General features: G+C 36.0%; 12 protein-coding genes, 1 other RNA gene, 2 pseudogenes and 1 riboswitch. Of the genes and pseudogenes, 13 read left to right on the forward strand and 2 right to left on the reverse strand.

What is annotated here, in order from left to right; genetic code table 11:
• Positions 1–108 precede the first annotated feature (108 nt).
• From AC3WVZ_RS06650 to pbuX, 12 genes and pseudogenes are all read left to right on the forward strand, one after another.
• Positions 109–486, forward strand: a complete 378-nt coding sequence (locus AC3WVZ_RS06650) for a CotD family spore coat protein (protein ID WP_233936204.1) — start codon at positions 109–111, stop codon at positions 484–486.
• Between the two features lie 56 nt (positions 487–542).
• The gene (locus tag AC3WVZ_RS06655) at positions 543–1,097 is read left to right on the forward strand and encodes an SLOG family protein (RefSeq protein ID WP_000862908.1); all 555 of its coding nucleotides are present in this window, start codon (positions 543–545) and stop codon (positions 1,095–1,097) included.
• 97 nt (positions 1,098–1,194) lie between these two features.
• The gene (gene gpsB / locus AC3WVZ_RS06660; RefSeq protein WP_000622431.1) at positions 1,195–1,530 is read left to right on the forward strand and encodes a cell division regulator GpsB; all 336 of its coding nucleotides are present in this window, start codon (positions 1,195–1,197) and stop codon (positions 1,528–1,530) included.
• An 86-nt stretch (positions 1,531–1,616) separates the two neighbouring features.
• An RNA gene (gene rnpB / locus AC3WVZ_RS06665) (RNase P RNA component class B) lies at positions 1,617–2,007 on the forward strand.
• Between the two features lie 180 nt (positions 2,008–2,187).
• Positions 2,188–3,327, forward strand: a complete 1,140-nt coding sequence (locus AC3WVZ_RS06670) for a THUMP domain-containing class I SAM-dependent RNA methyltransferase (protein WP_000521224.1) — start codon at positions 2,188–2,190, stop codon at positions 3,325–3,327.
• Between the two features lie 61 nt (positions 3,328–3,388).
• Positions 3,389–3,571: a DUF3921 domain-containing protein gene (locus tag AC3WVZ_RS06675; protein WP_000368570.1), complete on the forward strand. Its 183-nt coding sequence runs from the start codon at positions 3,389–3,391 to the stop codon at positions 3,569–3,571.
• Between the two features lie 139 nt (positions 3,572–3,710).
• Complete coding sequence (locus AC3WVZ_RS06680; RefSeq protein WP_000493709.1) at positions 3,711–5,648, forward strand: ATP-dependent DNA helicase; 1,938 nt, start codon at positions 3,711–3,713, stop codon at positions 5,646–5,648.
• A 101-nt stretch (positions 5,649–5,749) separates the two neighbouring features.
• Complete coding sequence (gene ypwA / locus AC3WVZ_RS06685) at positions 5,750–7,267, forward strand: carboxypeptidase M32 (protein ID WP_233936206.1); 1,518 nt, start codon at positions 5,750–5,752, stop codon at positions 7,265–7,267.
• 48 nt (positions 7,268–7,315) lie between these two features.
• Positions 7,316–7,789, forward strand: a complete 474-nt coding sequence (locus AC3WVZ_RS06690) for a GNAT family N-acetyltransferase (protein WP_000386779.1) — start codon at positions 7,316–7,318, stop codon at positions 7,787–7,789.
• A 138-nt stretch (positions 7,790–7,927) separates the two neighbouring features.
• The gene (locus AC3WVZ_RS06695) at positions 7,928–8,674 is read left to right on the forward strand and encodes a type I methionyl aminopeptidase (protein WP_233936207.1); all 747 of its coding nucleotides are present in this window, start codon (positions 7,928–7,930) and stop codon (positions 8,672–8,674) included.
• A gap of 116 nt (positions 8,675–8,790) precedes the next feature.
• A riboswitch (purine riboswitch) is annotated at positions 8,791–8,892 on the forward strand.
• 108 nt (positions 8,893–9,000) lie between these two features.
• Entirely contained in the window at positions 9,001–9,594 is a 594-nt protein-coding gene (locus AC3WVZ_RS06700) for a xanthine phosphoribosyltransferase (RefSeq protein WP_233936209.1), read from the forward strand.
• Between the two features lie 3 nt (positions 9,595–9,597).
• A pseudogene (gene pbuX, locus AC3WVZ_RS06705) lies at positions 9,598–10,919 on the forward strand (xanthine permease PbuX).
• A gap of 127 nt (positions 10,920–11,046) precedes the next feature.
• On the opposite strand, the pseudogene AC3WVZ_RS06710 reads toward pbuX, so the two are convergent.
• Both AC3WVZ_RS06710 and AC3WVZ_RS06715 read right to left on the reverse strand, forming a co-directional pair.
• Positions 11,047–12,416: pseudogene (locus tag AC3WVZ_RS06710) on the reverse strand (IS1182-like element ISBth7 family transposase); the annotation flags it as partial.
• A 115-nt stretch (positions 12,417–12,531) separates the two neighbouring features.
• Positions 12,532–13,695 carry a DUF418 domain-containing protein gene (locus AC3WVZ_RS06715; RefSeq protein ID WP_000193191.1) on the reverse strand — a complete coding sequence of 388 codons (1,164 nt, stop codon included), beginning with the start codon at positions 13,693–13,695 and terminating at the stop codon, positions 12,532–12,534.
• A gap of 551 nt (positions 13,696–14,246) precedes the next feature.
• Between AC3WVZ_RS06715 and AC3WVZ_RS06720 the strand changes: the two genes are divergently transcribed.
• Entirely contained in the window at positions 14,247–17,906 is a 3,660-nt protein-coding gene (locus tag AC3WVZ_RS06720) for a dynamin family protein (protein WP_048538185.1), read from the forward strand.

Raw genomic sequence — 17,906 nt, forward strand, 5'->3', positions numbered from 1 at the left:
GACAAATTTCCTTGTAATAAATGGGTATATATAACAAACGGCTTTCTCTCTTTTCTCATACTGTAAAGTGTAATCAGATTTTTTTAACGAGAGAGGAGAGAAAAAACTATGCATCATTGTCATCCTTGCTTTGGAGGGCATAAGCCTACAGGACCTATTTGTACGACTGCTCCTGTCATTCATCCGACGAAACAATGCGTAACACACTCTTTTTCAACAACGGTGGTGCCACACATTTTCCCAACACATACAACACATGTACATCATCAACAAATTAAAAACCAAAACTTCTTCCCGCAAACAAATTCAAATGTAAATGTTGTGGACCCAATCGACCCAGGATTCGGTGGCGGATGTGGACCGTGTGGCCATGGTCATCATCATCATCACCACGGTCATCAAATATCTCCATTTGGGCCAGGACCGAATGTATCACCAGTAGGTCCAAATATCGGACCAAACGTTGGTGGAATATTTAAAAAGTAAATGATATGTTAGAACTAGCGGAATGCTAGTTCTTTTTTTGTAATTGGAGTGTTGATATGAAAGTTATTGCAGTAACAGGATATAAGCCATTTGAACTTGGAATATTTAAAAATGATCATCCAGGAGTGGAGTGTATAAAGAAAGCATTACACCGTAAATTAATCACTTTTGTAGAAGATGGTTTAGAATGGGTTATAATAAGCGGCCAATTAGGTGTAGAATTATGGGCTGCTGAAGTTGTTTTTGAAATGCAAGTAGAATATCCTGATTTAAAATTAGCGGTATTCACTCCGTTTTTAGAACAAGAAGAAAATTGGAAAGAAGATAATCGTGAATATTACGAATTTATTCTTTCTCAAGCAGACCATGTTGATAGTATCACGAAACGGAAGTATGAAAGCCCAGAGCAATTTAAATTAAAAAATCAATTTTTTATTGAAAAAAGTGATGCGCTTTTAGCGGTATACGATGAAGAAAAACCAGGAAGTCCCAAATATATTGTAGAATCAGCAAAGAAAAAAGGAGAAATAGAAAATTATCACAGTTATTTCATTCTTTTTTCTGATTTACAAGATATAATAGAAGAGGAACAGTGGAATAATGCAGAGTAATATGTAATATAGTACTCGTATATATGATTGACAAAAAGCATTGTTTCTGAAAAAATTTAGTTAATGAAAGTTTTGGTAAAAATTTGAGGTGAAGAAAATGATTTCGGATAAAATTAAATTAACAGCGAAAGATATTTTAGAAAAAGAATTTAAAACAGGTATGAGAGGTTATCAGCAAGAAGAAGTAGACAAGTTTCTTGATATGATCATTAAAGACTATGAAGCTTTCCACAAAGAGTTTGAGCAATTAAAGCAACAAAATGCTCGTTTAAAGCGTGAATTAGAGGAACAAAAACTAGCAGTAACGCAAGTTCCACAACAACCTGTACAAACACCAGTTGCACAACCGGTTTATAACAACACGAATACGGATATTTTAAAACGCTTATCTAACTTAGAAAAAGCTGTATTTGGAAGTAAGTTATACGAATGATGTAAGGTGGGAAAAGGTTTAAGCATTTTACATAGAAAAAAACGTTGCAAAATCTTTTTGTTTCCACTATACTAATGGATGTCATAACGTTTGGGTAATCGCTGCAACGCCAACGTTGTAGAGGAAAGTCCATGCTCGCACGGCCTGAGATGGCTGTAGTGTTCGTGCCTAGCCAATTCATAAGCTAGGGTATTCTGGCTGTAAGGCTGGTTTAACGGCAGGGAAAAAACCTAAGTCCTTTCGGATATGGTTTGACTACCTTTAAAGTGCCACAGTGACGAAGTCCTTGAAGAAATGATAGGAGTGGAACGAGGTAAACCCCACGAGCGAGAAACCCAAATAATGGTAGGGGAATCTTTTCCAAGGAAATGAACGACGGGAAAGGACAGGTTTTATAACCTGTAGATAGATGATTGCCACCGGAGTACGAGGCGTGGGCCGTTTGTAGTACAAAGGAACAGAACATGGCTTACAGAACGTTATGAACCAACTATGAAATAACTCAGCTCTCCTTTGTTAGAGGAGGGCTTTTTATTTGTATGAAGTTATAAAGTATGAGTTAAAATGGTTAATGAGAAAATTTTTCGTAAAATGTAATAATTAATAGGACCAATTGCTATTAATTATTGTTTGAATATACATAAGAGGTGAATGCAAATGGGAAAAGTTACTTTAATTGCAACAGCGGCAATGGGTATTGAAGCGTTAGTTGCCCGAGAAGTTCGCGATCTTGGTTATGAATGTCAAGTAGAAAACAGCAAAGTAACATTTGAAGCAGATGAAAAGGCGATTTGTCGTACGAACTTATGGTTACGTACTGCGGACCGTGTAAAAATTAAAGTTGGCGAATTTAAAGCAACGACATTTGATGAGCTATTTGAAAAAACAAAAGCATTAAACTGGGGAGATTATATTCCAGAGAATGGTGAATTCCCTGTTATCGGTAAATCTTTAAAATCTGAATTATTCAGTGTTTCGGATTGCCAACGTATCGTTAAAAAAGCTGTCGTTGAAAAATTAAAAACAACATATAAACGTACAACTTGGTTTGAAGAAGATGGTCCGTTATTCCGTATCGAGATTGCAATGCTCAAGGATATTGCAACATTAACAATTGATGCGAGCGGTGTTGGGCTTCATAAACGTGGATACCGTATGGATCAAGGGGAAGCTCCGTTAAAAGAAACATTAGCTGCGTCTTTAATTAAATTAACAAACTGGAAGCCAGATCGTCCATTTGTTGATCCATTCTGTGGATCAGGTACAATTCCGATTGAAGCAGCATTAATTGGACAAAACATTGCACCAGGATTTAACCGTGGTTTCGCATCTGACGAGTGGGGCTGGGTAGGGAAACAAAACTGGCGTGAAGCTCGTCAAGAAGCTGAAGATTTAGCGAACTATGATCAACGATTACAAATCATTGGATCAGATATTGATCATCGTATGATTCGAGTTGCTCAAGATAACGCAGAAGAAGTAGGCTTAGGCGATTTAATTACATTTAAACAAATGCAAGTAAAAGATTTCACAACAAAAGAGGATTATGGCTACGTTGTAACGAATCCTCCATACGGAGAACGTTTAAGTGAAAAAGCACTCGTTGAACAACTGTATAAAGAAATGGGACAAGTATTCCGCCCATTAGATACATGGTCAGCGTATGTATTAACAAGCTACGAAGCATTTGAGAAGTGTTACGGAAAAGATGCGTCGAAGAAGCGTAAGCTGTTTAACGGATTTATCCGTACAGATTACTACCAATACTTCGGAAAACGTCCACCTCGTAATTCATAGTATAAAACTCCTCTAGCGCGCATATACTGGCTATTATGTAATGCGTAAAGGAGGAAGTCATATGGATAATTTTCAATTATCAATGATTCAAAAAGCTATTCACCGTACGTATGATGAGCTCGGAAAAGAAGTGGATAGTCAAGGTGCGATTGTAGATGAAATACAAAAAGCACAAGAAGAATATTTGTCAGCTCTTTCACATGAAACAGCGATTGATAAACGGTATTTAAAGTCATTAATATAGAAGAAAATTTTCCTTTTTCGAAAGGAAAATTTTTTTTCGTGAATTTCTATGTATTGCAACAGGGGAAAGTGGCTGCACACATATGCGTAGCAGTTGCTATTATCTTTTTATAGAAAAACTTTTTGGTTGGAGGCTAAGGATGTTTACTGAGAAGAGATTACCATTTGAAGTAGGAAAACAAGATAATTTTTATGATAAGTTGAATGAGTGGATTGGAGATGTGTTTTACGACATCCTTCCGGAAAAAGGCTTTGAAGAGCGTGATGAACAAATTTTTATGGCGTTTCAGTTAGAACGCGCTTTCCAAGAAAAGAAAGTTATGTTCGCAGAAGCTGGTGTAGGAACAGGGAAAACAATTGTATATCTTCTATATGCAATTTGTTACGCGCGTTATACTGGGAAACCAGCTATTATTGCTTGTGCAGATGAAACGTTAATTGAGCAGCTTGTGAAAGAAGAAGGGGACATCGCTAAGTTATCTGAAGCATTAGGGCTATCTGTTGATGTAAGGCTTGCAAAATCAATGGATAATTATTTATGCTTACGTAAACTTGAAGATGTTATGAGTGGACGAGCTCCAGAAGTAATTGAAGACGTATATTACGAGTTACCACAGTTTGTATTCGATCATGGTACGATGCAAAACTTTACTCACTATGGTGACAGAAAAGAATTTCCACTTTTAAATGACGAAGAATGGTCAAAAGTAAATTGGGATTACTTCCAAGATTGCTTTACTTGTGATTCTCGTCATCGTTGTGGACAAACTCTTTCTCGTGAACATTATCGTAAAGCAGCAGATTTAATTATTTGTTCTCAAGATTTCTATATGGATCATATTTGGACGTACGATGCTCGTAAGCGTGAAGGGCAAATTCCATTATTACCAGAAAGTAGCTGCGTTGTATTCGATGAAGGACATCTTGTAGAATATGCAGCTCAAAAAGCTTTAACATACCGTTTAAAGCAAACGATGATGGAGCAACTATTAACGAGATTGCTACAAAACGATATTCGTGAGGAGTTTGCACATTTAGTAGAAGAAACAATTTGGCAAACTGAACGATTCTTTGATGTGTTACAAGAGAATAAAAAGGAAATTGCCGGTTCTGATCGTCTAGAAATTACTGTGACAGAAAAAGTAACAGCTGAAGCGAAACGACTTTATGCAAAAATCGGTGAAGTTGGAGATGCATTAGTATTCGAAAGTGAAATGCATACAGTAAACACGTATGATTTAAATATTGTTGATGAGCATTTAGATGTATTAGAACATTCACTTCGTCTGTTCATGCACGAGAAAAATGTAATTACTTGGGGTGAAGAAGGTGATGGTGCCTTCACGTTAGTTATTATGCCGCGTGCAGTTGAAGAAGTGTTACAAGAGAAAGTATTCTCGAAGAAAATACCGTATATTTTCTCTTCTGCGACATTATCGAACAACGATTCATTCGCTTTCACAGCTAATAGCCTAGGGGTAAAAGATTACTTGTCATTCTCAGTTGCTTCACCGTTTGATTACGAAGAGCAAATGACAGTAAACTTACTATCACATACGAAAGAAAATGAATGGGAAAGAAAGTGTCAATATACACTTGAAAATATACAAAAAACAAATGGACGTACGCTTGTATTATTCCGTACAACGCAAGAGCTTGCAGCGTTCAAAGAGTATGTAAGTAAAGAGCAAATGTCGGTTCCGTTCTTATATGAAGGAGATCAGGAAATTAGCCAGCTCGTTTCTCGTTTCCAAAATGAAGAAGAGACTGTACTTTGTGCGGTTCATTTATGGGAAGGTTTAGATATTCCTGGTTCATCATTATCGCACGTTATTATTTGGTCTTTACCATTCCCTCCAAACGATCCTGTGTTTGAAGCGAAACGTAAGCACGTAAATGATCCATTCTGGGATGTAGATGTACCATATATGATTTTACGACTTCGTCAAGGAATTGGGCGTTTAATTCGTACAAGTGAAGATAAAGGTGCTATATCAATTTTCTTATCTGATTCAGAAGATGAGAAAGTAGTTGCAGCTGTGAAAAATGTACTGCCAGTAGAAGGTAAAGAATTATAAGGAGAAAGCTTGGCGCTTGCCAAGCTTTTTTTCTATTATAAAAGGAATTTATGTTTCTGTGTCGAATTAAATTTGAGGTAGAAAAAGGAGGCTTTTATACGATGACAGTTGCTACATATGAAGTAGAAAAACAATTTTTAACATACGTGAAGAAGATACAAAATTACGGAGAAGCATTAAGTTTAATGTTTTGGGATTTAAGAACAGGTGCACCCAAAAAAGGTGTAGATCAGCGTTCAGAAGTAATTGGTATGCTTTCGTCAGAAGTGTTTGCTATGTCGACTTCAGATGAGATGGGAAACTATTTAACAGAGCTTGAAGCTTTAATACGTGAAGATAAACTTTCTGAAACAACGAAGAAAATGGTTGAAGAGTGTCGGAAAGAATATGATAGAAATAAAAAAATTCCACAAGCTGAATATGAGGCTTATGTGAAATTAGAAGCGAAAGCAGAGAGTATGTGGGAAGAAGCTCGTGAAAAATCTGATTTCGAAATGTTCCGCCCATACTTAGAAAAAATTGTTGAATTTAAAAAGAAATTTATTACATATTGGGGTTATGAAACATATAAATATAATACATTATTAGACATGTATGAGCCAGGTATTACAGTAGAAGTTTTAGATCACGTATTTGGTCAACTTCGTGAGCGCATCGTGCCGCTTGTAAAAGAAATCTCTGAGTCTAAAAAAGGATTAAAAACAAGTGCTTTATCGGAACAATTTTCAAAAGAAAAACAAAAGAACTTTACATTAGAACTATTAAAGCAATTGAATTATGACTTTGAAGCAGGTCGTCTTGATGAAACAGTGCATCCTTTCGAAATTACATTAAATAGAGGGGATGTTCGTATTACGACACGCTATGATGAAAAAGATTTTCGTATGGCTGTTTTTGGAACGATTCATGAATGTGGTCATGCAGTATATGAACAAAATATTGCAGAACAATTTGAAGGTACACCACTTTGCAGTGGTACATCTATGGGTATTCACGAATCACAATCATTATTCTTTGAGAACTTTATCGGCCGTAATAAATCATTCTGGAAGAAAAATTATGATTTATTAAAAGAGTATAGCAATGGTCAATTTGATGATATGTCAGTCGATGAATTTTATGATGCAATTAACGAATCGAAGCCGTCATTCATTCGTATAGAAGCAGATGAGCTTACATACCCGCTTCATGTTATGGTGCGTTATGAATTAGAGAAAGAATTATTTGATGGTACATTACAAGTGAAGGACTTACCAGCAGCTTGGAATGATAAGATGGAAGCATATTTAGGAATTCGTCCGGAAAATGATGCACAAGGTGTATTGCAAGATGTTCACTGGGCTGGTGGCTCATTTGGATACTTCCCATCTTATGCGCTTGGTTACATGTATGCAGCGCAATTTAAGCAAAGAATGTTAAAAGACATTCCGAACTTTGATGCATTATTAGAAGAAGGAAACGTAACACCGATTCGTGAATGGTTAACAGAACATATTCACCAATATGGTAAAACGAAAAAGCCGCTTGAAATTTTAGAAGATGTAACAGGTGAAGGCTTAAATGCAAACTACTTAGCCGATTATTTAGAAGCGAAATATAAAGAGATTTATGAGTTGTAAAAAAAAGAGCTGCTTAATTGCAGCTCTTTTTTAAAGGGGGATGGGAGAATGGACTATACATATACAGTAATGACGCAAGAAGAAGCAGAAGAAATTGCATACAACTGGCATTATGAAGGGAAATATTCCTTTTACGATATAGAGGCAGATGAAGAAGATTTAGCTGAATTTTTACATGATGAAAGTAGAGGGAATCATACATTTTCTGTGAAGGAAAATGGCACTCTCATTGGTTATTTTACTGTTTGTAAAATAAATGACGGAACGGTTGATATTGGTCTTGGAATGAGACCTAATATAACTGGGAACGGATTTGGTTTACAGTTCTTAAACGCTATACTAGCTTTTAGTAAAGAAAAATATGGATGCAAGTATATAACACTATCAGTAGCTATATTTAATGAGAGAGCGATTAAAGTGTATAAAAGGGCAGGATTTGAAGTAGTTGGAACGTTTATACAGAAAACAAATGGTAGTTGTTTTGAGTTTTTGAAAATGAATTATATATGTAAAAATGATTAAAAAACAGAAGAATCTCCTTCTGTTTTTTTATGCAGAAATAAATCATACTTTTTGTAATTGGAAGTTTTGAAATTTTGGAAGAGGATGTGTATGATTGAAGTTTAATAGTAAATAGCAAGTTTAGTAAGGAGAGACAGCATGAGTATAATTAAAACGAAAAATGAAATAGAGTTAATGCATGAATCGGGAAAATTACTTGCTTCATGTCATAGAGAAATTGCGAAGATGATGAAACCAGGTATTACTACAAAAGAAATTAATACGTTTGTTGAAGCATATTTAGAACAGCATGGTGCAACGTCTGAGCAGAAAGGGTACAACGGATATCCATATGCGATATGTGCATCTGTAAACGATGAAATGTGTCATGCGTTTCCGGCCGATGTTCCTTTAACTGAGGGTGATATTGTAACAATTGACACGGTAGTAAACTTAAATGGGGGTCTTTCAGATTCTGCTTGGACGTATAGAGTTGGAAAAGTTTCTGATGAAGCAGAAAAGTTGTTGTTAGTAGCTGAGAATGCTTTGTATAAAGGAATTGACCAGGCGGTAATTGGTAATCATGTAGGAGATATTGGCTATGCAATTGAAAGTTATGTAACAAATGAAGGTTTTTCTGTTGCAAGAGACTTTACGGGACATGGAATCGGTAAAGAGATTCATGAAGAACCAGCAATTTTTCATTTTGGGAAACAAGGACAAGGACCTCAGTTACAAGAAGGAATGGTAATTACAATTGAACCGATTGTAAATATAGGTATGCGATATTCTAAAGTAGATTTAAATGGGTGGACTGCACGAACGATGGACGGGAAATTATCAGCTCAATATGAGCATACAATTGCGATTACAAAAGATGGGCTAATCATTTTAACGAAGTTGTAATTGGAAATGAAAGAGTTTGCAAAACTCGAACAAAAATAGTAGTTTTTAAAAATTTGTACGTGTTTTTTCGATAAATGCTTTTCAAAGCATAAAAAGTACGTTATAATCCTTCTATAAAATAAATAGTTAGCTACACTCATATAATCGCGGGGATATGGCCTGCAAGTTTCTACCGAAGTACCGTAAATACTTTGACTATGAGTGAGGACGAATATAATTGCTTGTTTAGCATTCTTTTTTTGCGAAACTCCAAAAGCGCGTCTCTCACTTGTAACGAGTGGTGGTGGCTTTTGGAGTTTTTTTATTGCATAAGAGGGGGAACAAACATGAAAGTATTACAAGAAAAGATTTTGAACGAAGGAAAGGTTTTATCTGGTGACGTATTAAAGGTAGATGCTTTTTTAAATCATCAAATTGATCCAGTACTTATGCAAGAAATCGGAAAAGAATTTGCTAAACGTTTTAAAGAAGAGAACATTACAAAAATCGTGACGATTGAATCTTCAGGCATTGCACCAGCAGTTATGGATGCATTAGAGCTTGGTGTAAAAGTAATTTTTGCACGAAAACGTAAATCGTTAACGTTACAAGATAATATGTACGTTGCAAACGTATATTCATTTACAAAACAAGAAACAAATGAAATTTCATTATCTCGAAATCATATCGATGAAAATGATCGCGTGCTAATCATCGATGACTTTTTAGCAAACGGTCAGGCTGCTTTAGGTTTAATGAGTTTAGTAGAGCAAGCTGGAGCGAGTATTGCAGGGATTGGAATTGTTATTGAAAAAGCATTTCAAGATGGAGGAAAGAAGCTTCGTGAACAAGGCGTTCGTGTTGAATCACTAGCAGAAATTGCATCACTTGATAACGGCACAGTTACATTTGTACAGCAAGAAACTGCGGAGGTGAAATAAACGATGAAGCAGCATCCATTTAAAATTGCATCGCTTGGTATGCAGCATATGCTTGCAATGTATGCTGGAGCAATTATCGTTCCGCTTATTGTGGGCGGTGGACTTGGTTTAAATCAAAAAGAGTTAACATATTTAGTCTCAATTGATTTATTAATGTGCGGCGTTGCGACAATTTTACAAGCATTATCAAATCGCTTTTTCGGTATAGGACTTCCCGTTGTACTTGGTTGTACATTTACAGCCGTTGGACCGATGATTGCGATTGGAAAACAATACGGTGTGTCTTCAATTTATGGAGCAATTATTGCTGCTGGGTTATTCGTTGTTATTTTTGCGAAATTATTTGGAAAACTTGTAAAACTGTTTCCACCTGTTGTAACAGGATCTGTTGTTACTGTAATTGGAGTTACACTTGTTCCAGCAGCAATTAATGACATGGCTGGAGGAGTAGGAAGTAAGGATTTCGGTAGTCTTGAAAATTTAGCATTAGCATTTGGTGTGTTATTATTTATCATCATTATGTATCGTTTCTTTGATGGATTTATTCGTTCAATCTCTATTTTACTAGGTCTATTGTTCGGTACTATCGTTGCAGCGTTTATCGGGAAAGTAAGTTTGCAAGCGGTTGGAGAGGCGGATTGGTTCCACGGTATTCAACCATTTTACTTTGGTACACCAACATTTGAATTAACACCAATTATTACGATGATTCTCGTTGCTTGTGTAGGGATTGTAGAAGCAACGGGTGTATACTTTGCATTATCTGATATTTGCAATAAAAAATCGGTGAAAAAGAATTAACAAAAGGCTATCGCGCAGAAGGATTAGCGATGGTGTTAGGTGGCATTTTCAACGCGTTCCCATATACAACATACTCTCAAAACGTAGGACTTGTTCAATTAACTGGAGTAAGAAATCGCGTTATTATTTATACTTGCGGTGGTATGTTAATCGCACTTGGTTTCATTCCTAAAATCGCAGCTATTACAACAATTATTCCGAAATCAGTACTGGGCGGTGCGATGTTAGCGATGTTCGGTATGGTTATGGCATATGGTATTAAAATGTTAAGTAGCGTTGACTTCGGAAGACAAGAAAACTTATTAATCGTTGCATGTTCTGTCGGAATTGGGCTTGGCGTAACAGTCGTTCCTACATTATTTTCACAACTCCCAGAAAGCATTCGTATTTTAACAGATAACGGAATTGTACTTGGAAGTGCGTCAGCAGTACTTTTAAATATCGTATTTAATATGGTGCCGCAGCGCAAAGTGAAAGTAGAAGAAGAGCCAGTATCTATGCAAAGTGCAGTAAGAGAAGCGTAAAAAAGCAAGGTCTCGTTATGAGACCTTGCTTTTCTCAGAGTGTTGGGAAACCCTTTAGGGTTCCCAACACTCTGGAATCTTTTTTGATTTTAGCGAATAAAAACAACATAAAATAATAGAATTTTAAAAAATAGCCCTCCACCTGACCCTTTTTGGTCAGGTGGAGGGCTATTTTTTTCATGTTTTGACAAGCTGCGGTGAGATAAGCTTGCATTTGGACAGACTTCAGCCCTCGAAACCGGGCATAGCGGTAGCCATGTAGTTCTTTGGCGTCTGCAAAGCTTCGCTCTATAGTGGAACAGCGTACTTTATACAACCTTTTCCCTGTAGCTGTTAGCTTGTTTTTTCTAGCAATATCCTTATATTTCTCCCACACATGATGAGTGATAACTTTTTGTTTTTGTTTCTTTGAAAAGCACACCTCACGTAACGGACAAACAGCGCAGTCTTCTGGATTCGATTTGTATTGACGGTATCCTTCACGATCAGTTGTTACATATTCTAGAATACATCCCATCGGACAAGCGAAAACATTCATTTCTTCTACATATTTAAATTGGCTTTTCGGTACTTCTTTATTCCGTTTTCCAAATCGGCGATACCCCATCACCATAAATATATTCCGTTCTGATAGTTTCTTACAGATATATCCTGTAAAATAGCCAGCATCAAGGGCAACAGCTTCTACTTTGAAGTCGAATTTATCAATCTGAGCTTGGAGGCGTGCTAAATACGGCTCGGAATCTGCCATATTTCCAGCCGTTACATAGGTATCTGTAATAATATTGTACTTCGCATCAGTCGTACGATGATCCAAGAAATGAAAACCATTTGGTTTTCCATCTCTCATTAAAAATCCACTATCTGGATCCGTTGTACTTATACGAGTTTTTTTGGTAGGGGTATCACTTTCCTTTCTAGGTTTTAATTCTTTTTTCCATGTACCTCACGATCTTCGATTACCGCAGCTTCTAGCTCGTCTATATAAAACTTTGCTTTTTCTTTTTTATATTTATGTACAAATTTATTTTTATTGGCATTGGCCTTAATATGTGTAGAATCTGTCATCAGTGCACGTCCTCCTACCATCCGGTGCTCCGTCGCTTGTCTCACAATCTCATCAAAAATTTCTTCGAAAATATTTGTATGAATAAAACGAGTACGACGATTCCAACTGATTGTAGAGTGATCCGGAATAGTATCCGATAGAGAAAACCCTAAAAACCAACGGTAGGCAATATTCGTTTTAATTTCCTTTTCCAATTGACGCTCAGAACGAATACCGTAAAAATATCCAATAAACATCATCTTAAATAAAACAATAGGATGAATGGACGGGCGTCCATTGTTTTCACAGTAATAAGGGCGTAACTTCTCTTCAATAAAATCAAAACTAATTGTCGCTTCAATTGCACGAAGGAAATGATCTTGTGGAACCAACTCTTCTACAGAAACAGATACACGCTCATCACGATGATTTTTTAAAGCACCCATCATAAAAAATCTCTCCTTTTCCTCTTTTTTATCAGTGTTGACACATAAAAAGAGGTTCAGACACAAAAACAGGCTGTGGAGAAGACTTTCTCCACAGCCTGAAAAAAGCAAGGTCTCGTTATGAGACCTTGCTTTTCTTTTTAAGTGGCATCATTTTCCCGTAAGTACCAAGACGCCAAATGTACTCAAGTGGTCCGTATTGGTAATGTGAAAGCCACCAGCGGCTAATAAAGATTTGTAACGTGTAGAAACTAATGCAGAATAGTGGTCCAACCCATAGTGGAGCCAGATAATCATTTTTAAACAATAGCCCGAATACAAGTAATGTAACAATTGTATGCGAGATGTAATTTGTTAATGCCATTCGTCCAACGTATTGGAATGGACGTAATAACGTTTGCCATTTTTCTTTTTGTAATAAACGCATTAGTGTGAAAATGTAGAATATGAATAACGTTTTTCCGCTAAACATTGTAAAGACCTGCATATAAATTGGTTCATAAAATGGTTTTGATAAGAAGTAACGAACCATGAAGAACCACATTGGTAATGTAAAAAGGAACATAATAATTTGCCATTTTTTAAGCTTTGGATCTAACTCTTTCGCGCGGCGGAAAATATCCTTTTTGCCGGCGTATAAACCAAGTAAAAACAGCCCAACTGTTTCTGGGAGCATAAGTAAATTTAAGCCAATTCCATCAGCGTAAAATGCATGGAAACGATTTTGTATTTGTGACAGCCAGTCTTCTAATGGCATGATAGGTAAGGAAAAACCTAGCTCTTCCTTTGGTACCAATGCAACCGTAATACCAGCCATTAGCATAATGAATTGAAAAATACTCAATAAAACGATAGCCCATATTAAAATAGTACGAGGTTCTCTCTTATAAAATAAAAATAAGAAAAATCCAGCAATCGCATAAGTATGTAAAATGTCTCCGTCCCATAAAAGAACGTAATGTAAGAAACCGAATAATAATAAAATAAGTAAGCGGCGAACAAATAAAATTTTTGGATGATCTGTTTTCGCTTCAGCACGACTCATAAAAATATAAAAACCTAATCCGAATAAAAACGAAAAAATTGTATAAAATTTCGTTTGAATAAACATATCGTAAAATAGGCGAATGTAGCTGTCTATCCCTTCGTAAATTCCTGAAAGATCACGTGAGTCAACCCCGGCGATAACAGGCCAATTCACAAGAAAAATACCTAGTACAGCTATTCCTCTAATAATATCAATGGAGTGTATCCTCTCGCCTTGTGTGAGATTTTGTGTCATTTTTTTCCTCCTTGTTAAGTAATTCCCTTTTATTATACGAAATGTAAGGTGGAGGGGATAGGGGATATTTCCATTTTTTTTAAACTGTTAAGTTATGTAGGATGAGATATAATAAGAGTGCACAACAAGTTTTAACCTTTTTCAAAACAGGCAGTAAAGCTCCTTCTTATAAGGAGCTTTCTTTATGAAAAGTGTTGATAATGATTCTCTTTAATGATAAACTGTATTCAAAAGTGATAATCATTATCAAAAAAAGGTTGGTGCGTAAGTATGGTATATGCATTAGTAGCAGGTACAGTCGCTGTATATGCAGTTATTGCGAAGTATGTTTTAAATGGAGTAGGAACAGCAAAATGAGTGATATGACATAAAATCCCTTTCATTTGTAAAAAGAATGAAAGGGATTTTTTATTTTTAATGAGAATATGCTGAAAATTTAGTATGATAGTAAAGTGAAACTGTAATCAATGGGTAGGTGTAACTCTCACTGGTTATGAGCTCGCAAATAGCGGGGAAAAGTATATACATCTTGGATAAAGGGGAACAAGGGGATGACAAACATAGTACAGACAAACGGTATGAAAAAACTTGTTTGTTTTTATGAAGAGTGGCAAAAACACGGCGATGCAGAGAATAGTTTAAAGTTGTTTGAGGTAATTCAAAAATATAAACAAGAACAGCTTATGATAGCGTTCTGCGGTCACTTCTCTGCAGGGAAATCAACGATGATGAATCATCTATATAAAGCGCAGTTGTTACCGACAAGTCCAATTCCGACAAGCGCTAACGTTGTCAAAATTGAAAAAGGAATGGATCGTGTTGTTGTAACGGTTAAATCTGGAGAGCAGTACGAATATGACGGTGCATATTCAGCAGAAGAATTAAAACAAATTTGTAAAGACGGCGATGAAGTAATTGGTGTTCATATTTATCGAAACGACGCGCCGATTCCTGAAGGGGTTATGTTAGTTGATACACCAGGGATTGATTCAACAGATGATGCCCATCAATTAGCGACAGAGTCGACACTTCATCTGGCAGATGTCATTTTTTATATGATGGATTATAATCACGTCCAATCGGAAGTGAATTTACAATTTGTTAAAGAATTGAAACAACGTAATAAAACGGTTTATCTCGTTGTAAATCAAATAGATAAACATAAAGAAAATGAATTATCGTTTGAGAATTATAAAGATAGTGTAAAACAATCATTCTCTAACTGGGATATTGAAGTAGATGGTGTTTATTATACGTCATTACGAATGATGAACCATCCACATAATGAAATTAGAAGCTTAGAAGCGTTAATTACTTCTATTATGAAAGAAAAAGAGCAGTATGTAAGGACTGGAATGGAGCGAGAAACAGAATATTTAATGGGAGAACATTTCTCGTTTATTGTTTCTGAAAATGAAAAAGCTCTCTTGAAATATGAGGAAGAGTTAGCATCACCACTTTCTATTTCAGAGGTAGTTGAAAAGAAGGAAGAGTTAACGGAAGCGAAAAATCGTGAGGCAAGTAAAGAATCTTATGTGAGAAATGAATTTATAAAAGGTTTACAAGCTATATTAGATAACGCATATTTAATGCCGTTTGAAATGAGAGAATTGGCAAATGCATATTTAGAAACGAAATTAACAAAATTTAAGGTCGGTTTGCTATTTGCGAAAGGAAAGACGGAGCAAGAAAAACAAAGACGTGTAGAGGCGTTTTATTCTGCCCTTCAAAAGACTGTTGAAACGCAGCTTGATTTTCATGTGAAGGAATTTATTGTAGCCTTCTTAAAAGAAGAAGGATTGTTCACGGAGGAAATTGGGAAAGACATATATGGGTTAGAAATTGCTTTCGGACCAGAAATGTTGGCCGAAGTAATTAAACAAGGTGCAGGTTTCACAGGTGATTACTTACTTCTTTATACAGCGGATGTAGCGAATGAACTGAAGAAACGTTATTTTATAAAAGCACAGCAAATTTTTGATAAAAGTGCGGTCGTTTTAAAGCAAAAGGTGAGGGAAGCAGTTGCTCGTATTGAAGAAGAGATTGAAACATATACGATGTTGCAAACGGCGAAAGAAACACAATTACAATACAGTAACAATTTGGAGGCATATGAAGACTATTTACGAAATGTTTGGCACGATCATGTTGCTACGCCTGAAGGGCTGCAAATAGATGAGATATTGCAAAGGGAAAAGCAAATTGTTAGTGAGAAATTTACACTACAAGAGCAGGAAATCGTAAGCGATAACGTAGCGGTTCATGAAGAAGAGCTGAAAGGAACGGCGGCTTTAAATATTCAGCGGATATTAGAGAAAGTGAAAAAAGCTGAAACGATATTAGAGCCATTGCCAGCGCTGAAACATGTACAGCAAGAGGTAATAGAGAAAAGAAGACGTGTGGAAACAAAACAATTTACAGTAGCGTTATTCGGGGCATTTAGTGCTGGAAAATCATCATTTGCCAATGCCTTACTCGGTGAGAAAGTACTTCCTGTATCACCAAACCCGACGACGGCAACGATTAATCAAATTTTGCCGGTTACAGAGGAAAAACCACACGGAACAGTAATTGTTCAGTTTAAATCAAAGCAAGCGTTATTAGAAGATATGAAAGCTGTTTATAAGCTGTTTCATTATGAGATTGCTACGTTAGATGAAGCGTTAGCACAAATTGATAAAGTTATGAAATATCCTTCACCAACTGGGAAGCAAAAAACAACATTTAGCTTTTTACGAGCGGTACAAAAAGGATATGATGCAGTTTCTACTTATTTAGGAGAACAAGTACAAGTTACATTAGAAGAGTTCTCTGATTATGTAGCGAATGAAGAGAAATCATGCTTCGTTGAGTATATGGAACTTTATTATGATTGTGCTTTAACAAGGCAGGGAGTAGCGCTTGTAGACACACCTGGAGCGGATTCTATTAATGCTCGCCATACGGATGTTGCATTCCAGTATATTAAAAACGCAGATGCTATTTTATTTGTAACATATTATAATCATGTATTCTCTCGTGCTGACCGTGAATTTTTAATTCAGCTTGGTCGTGTAAAGGATACTTTTGCCCTTGATAAAATGTTCTTCTTAATTAATGCGGCGGATTTAGCAGAGTCTGAAGAAGAACTTGAAATGGTAAAAGGTTATATCGCAGATCAGCTGCTGCAATACGGTATTAGAAATCCGCGTTTATTTGCAATTTCAAGTTTATGTGCGCTTGAAGAGAAACAAGGAAAGAATGTTGAAAAAGAGAAGTATGGTATTTTACAAAACTCTGGGATTACGAAGTTTGAGGAATCATTTACGTCCTTTATGATGAGAGATTTAATGCTTGTTTCTGTGCATGCTCTATATGGTGCTTTGCAAGGGGCAGATCAGCTTTTAGTAAACATGATAAAGGGTGCAAAACAGGGGAATGAAGAGAAAGAGAAGCAAACGAAAAAATATGAAGCAGAGCGTGATCAACTACTTCATATCATTTCATCATATAGTGTACTTGCTGAAGAACAGGCGATGCAAAATGAAGTGAAAGAGTTGCTTTATTACGTGCAACAGCGTCTATTCCTGCGCTATAACGATGTGTTTACTGAATTTATTAATCCGGCGTCACTTCGAACGGATGGAAATGTGAAAACACAATTGCAACAGTGTGTTATGGAATTAGTAGCATTTATTCAGCATGATTTATTGCAAGAAATGCGTGCGACATCATTACGCCTTGAAAAATGGATAGACGAAGCGATGAAGCGTGCAAAGGACGAAATTGTAGTGAACTGTAAAGTAGAAAATGAATCAATTTCTATGAATGGAATAGTGGAGTATGAATATAAAGATATTACACATAAAGAACCGTTCCCTTCAGTTGAAATAAAAGATTTCAAAAAAGCACTGGCACATTTTAAAAATGAGAAAAGCTTTTTTGAAAAGAATGACAAAGCTTTTATGCAAGAAGACGCTAAATCTGTATTAGAACCGTTCGTATCAAACTATGTAGCTGATGAAAAAGATTTATTTGTTCATCATTATAAGCAAGAGTGGGATATGAAGTGGAACTTATTCCAAAAAGTGATGCAGCAAGATGTGATGAACTATTATGAAAGTATATTGTTTGCATTGGCTGAAACGATCGATGTATCTCTATATGAACAAAGTAAAGAACAATTGCAAAAGCAGTTAGTAGAGATTGAAAAAGAAATTTATGTTATATAG

The sequence above is a fragment of the Bacillus sp. CPT56D-587-MTF genome (assembly GCF_058792335.1).

Coding starts and splice junctions, on each gene's coding strand:
- AC3WVZ_RS06700 (WP_233936209.1), top strand. CDS start 9,001: ATGAAAGTATTACAAGAAAAGATTTTGAACGAAGGAAAGGTTTTATCT.
- AC3WVZ_RS06675 (WP_000368570.1), top strand. CDS start 3,389: ATGGATAATTTTCAATTATCAATGATTCAAAAAGCTATTCACCGTACG.
- AC3WVZ_RS06690 (WP_000386779.1), top strand. CDS start 7,316: ATGGACTATACATATACAGTAATGACGCAAGAAGAAGCAGAAGAAATT.
- AC3WVZ_RS06695 (WP_233936207.1), top strand. CDS start 7,928: ATGAGTATAATTAAAACGAAAAATGAAATAGAGTTAATGCATGAATCG.
- AC3WVZ_RS06715 (WP_000193191.1), bottom strand. CDS start 13,695: ATGACACAAAATCTCACACAAGGCGAGAGGATACACTCCATTGATATT.
- AC3WVZ_RS06655 (WP_000862908.1), top strand. CDS start 543: ATGAAAGTTATTGCAGTAACAGGATATAAGCCATTTGAACTTGGAATA.
- gpsB (WP_000622431.1), top strand. CDS start 1,195: ATGATTTCGGATAAAATTAAATTAACAGCGAAAGATATTTTAGAAAAA.
- ypwA (WP_233936206.1), top strand. CDS start 5,750: ATGACAGTTGCTACATATGAAGTAGAAAAACAATTTTTAACATACGTG.
- AC3WVZ_RS06670 (WP_000521224.1), top strand. CDS start 2,188: ATGGGAAAAGTTACTTTAATTGCAACAGCGGCAATGGGTATTGAAGCG.
- AC3WVZ_RS06720 (WP_048538185.1), top strand. CDS start 14,247: ATGACAAACATAGTACAGACAAACGGTATGAAAAAACTTGTTTGTTTT.
- AC3WVZ_RS06650 (WP_233936204.1), top strand. CDS start 109: ATGCATCATTGTCATCCTTGCTTTGGAGGGCATAAGCCTACAGGACCT.
- AC3WVZ_RS06680 (WP_000493709.1), top strand. CDS start 3,711: ATGTTTACTGAGAAGAGATTACCATTTGAAGTAGGAAAACAAGATAAT.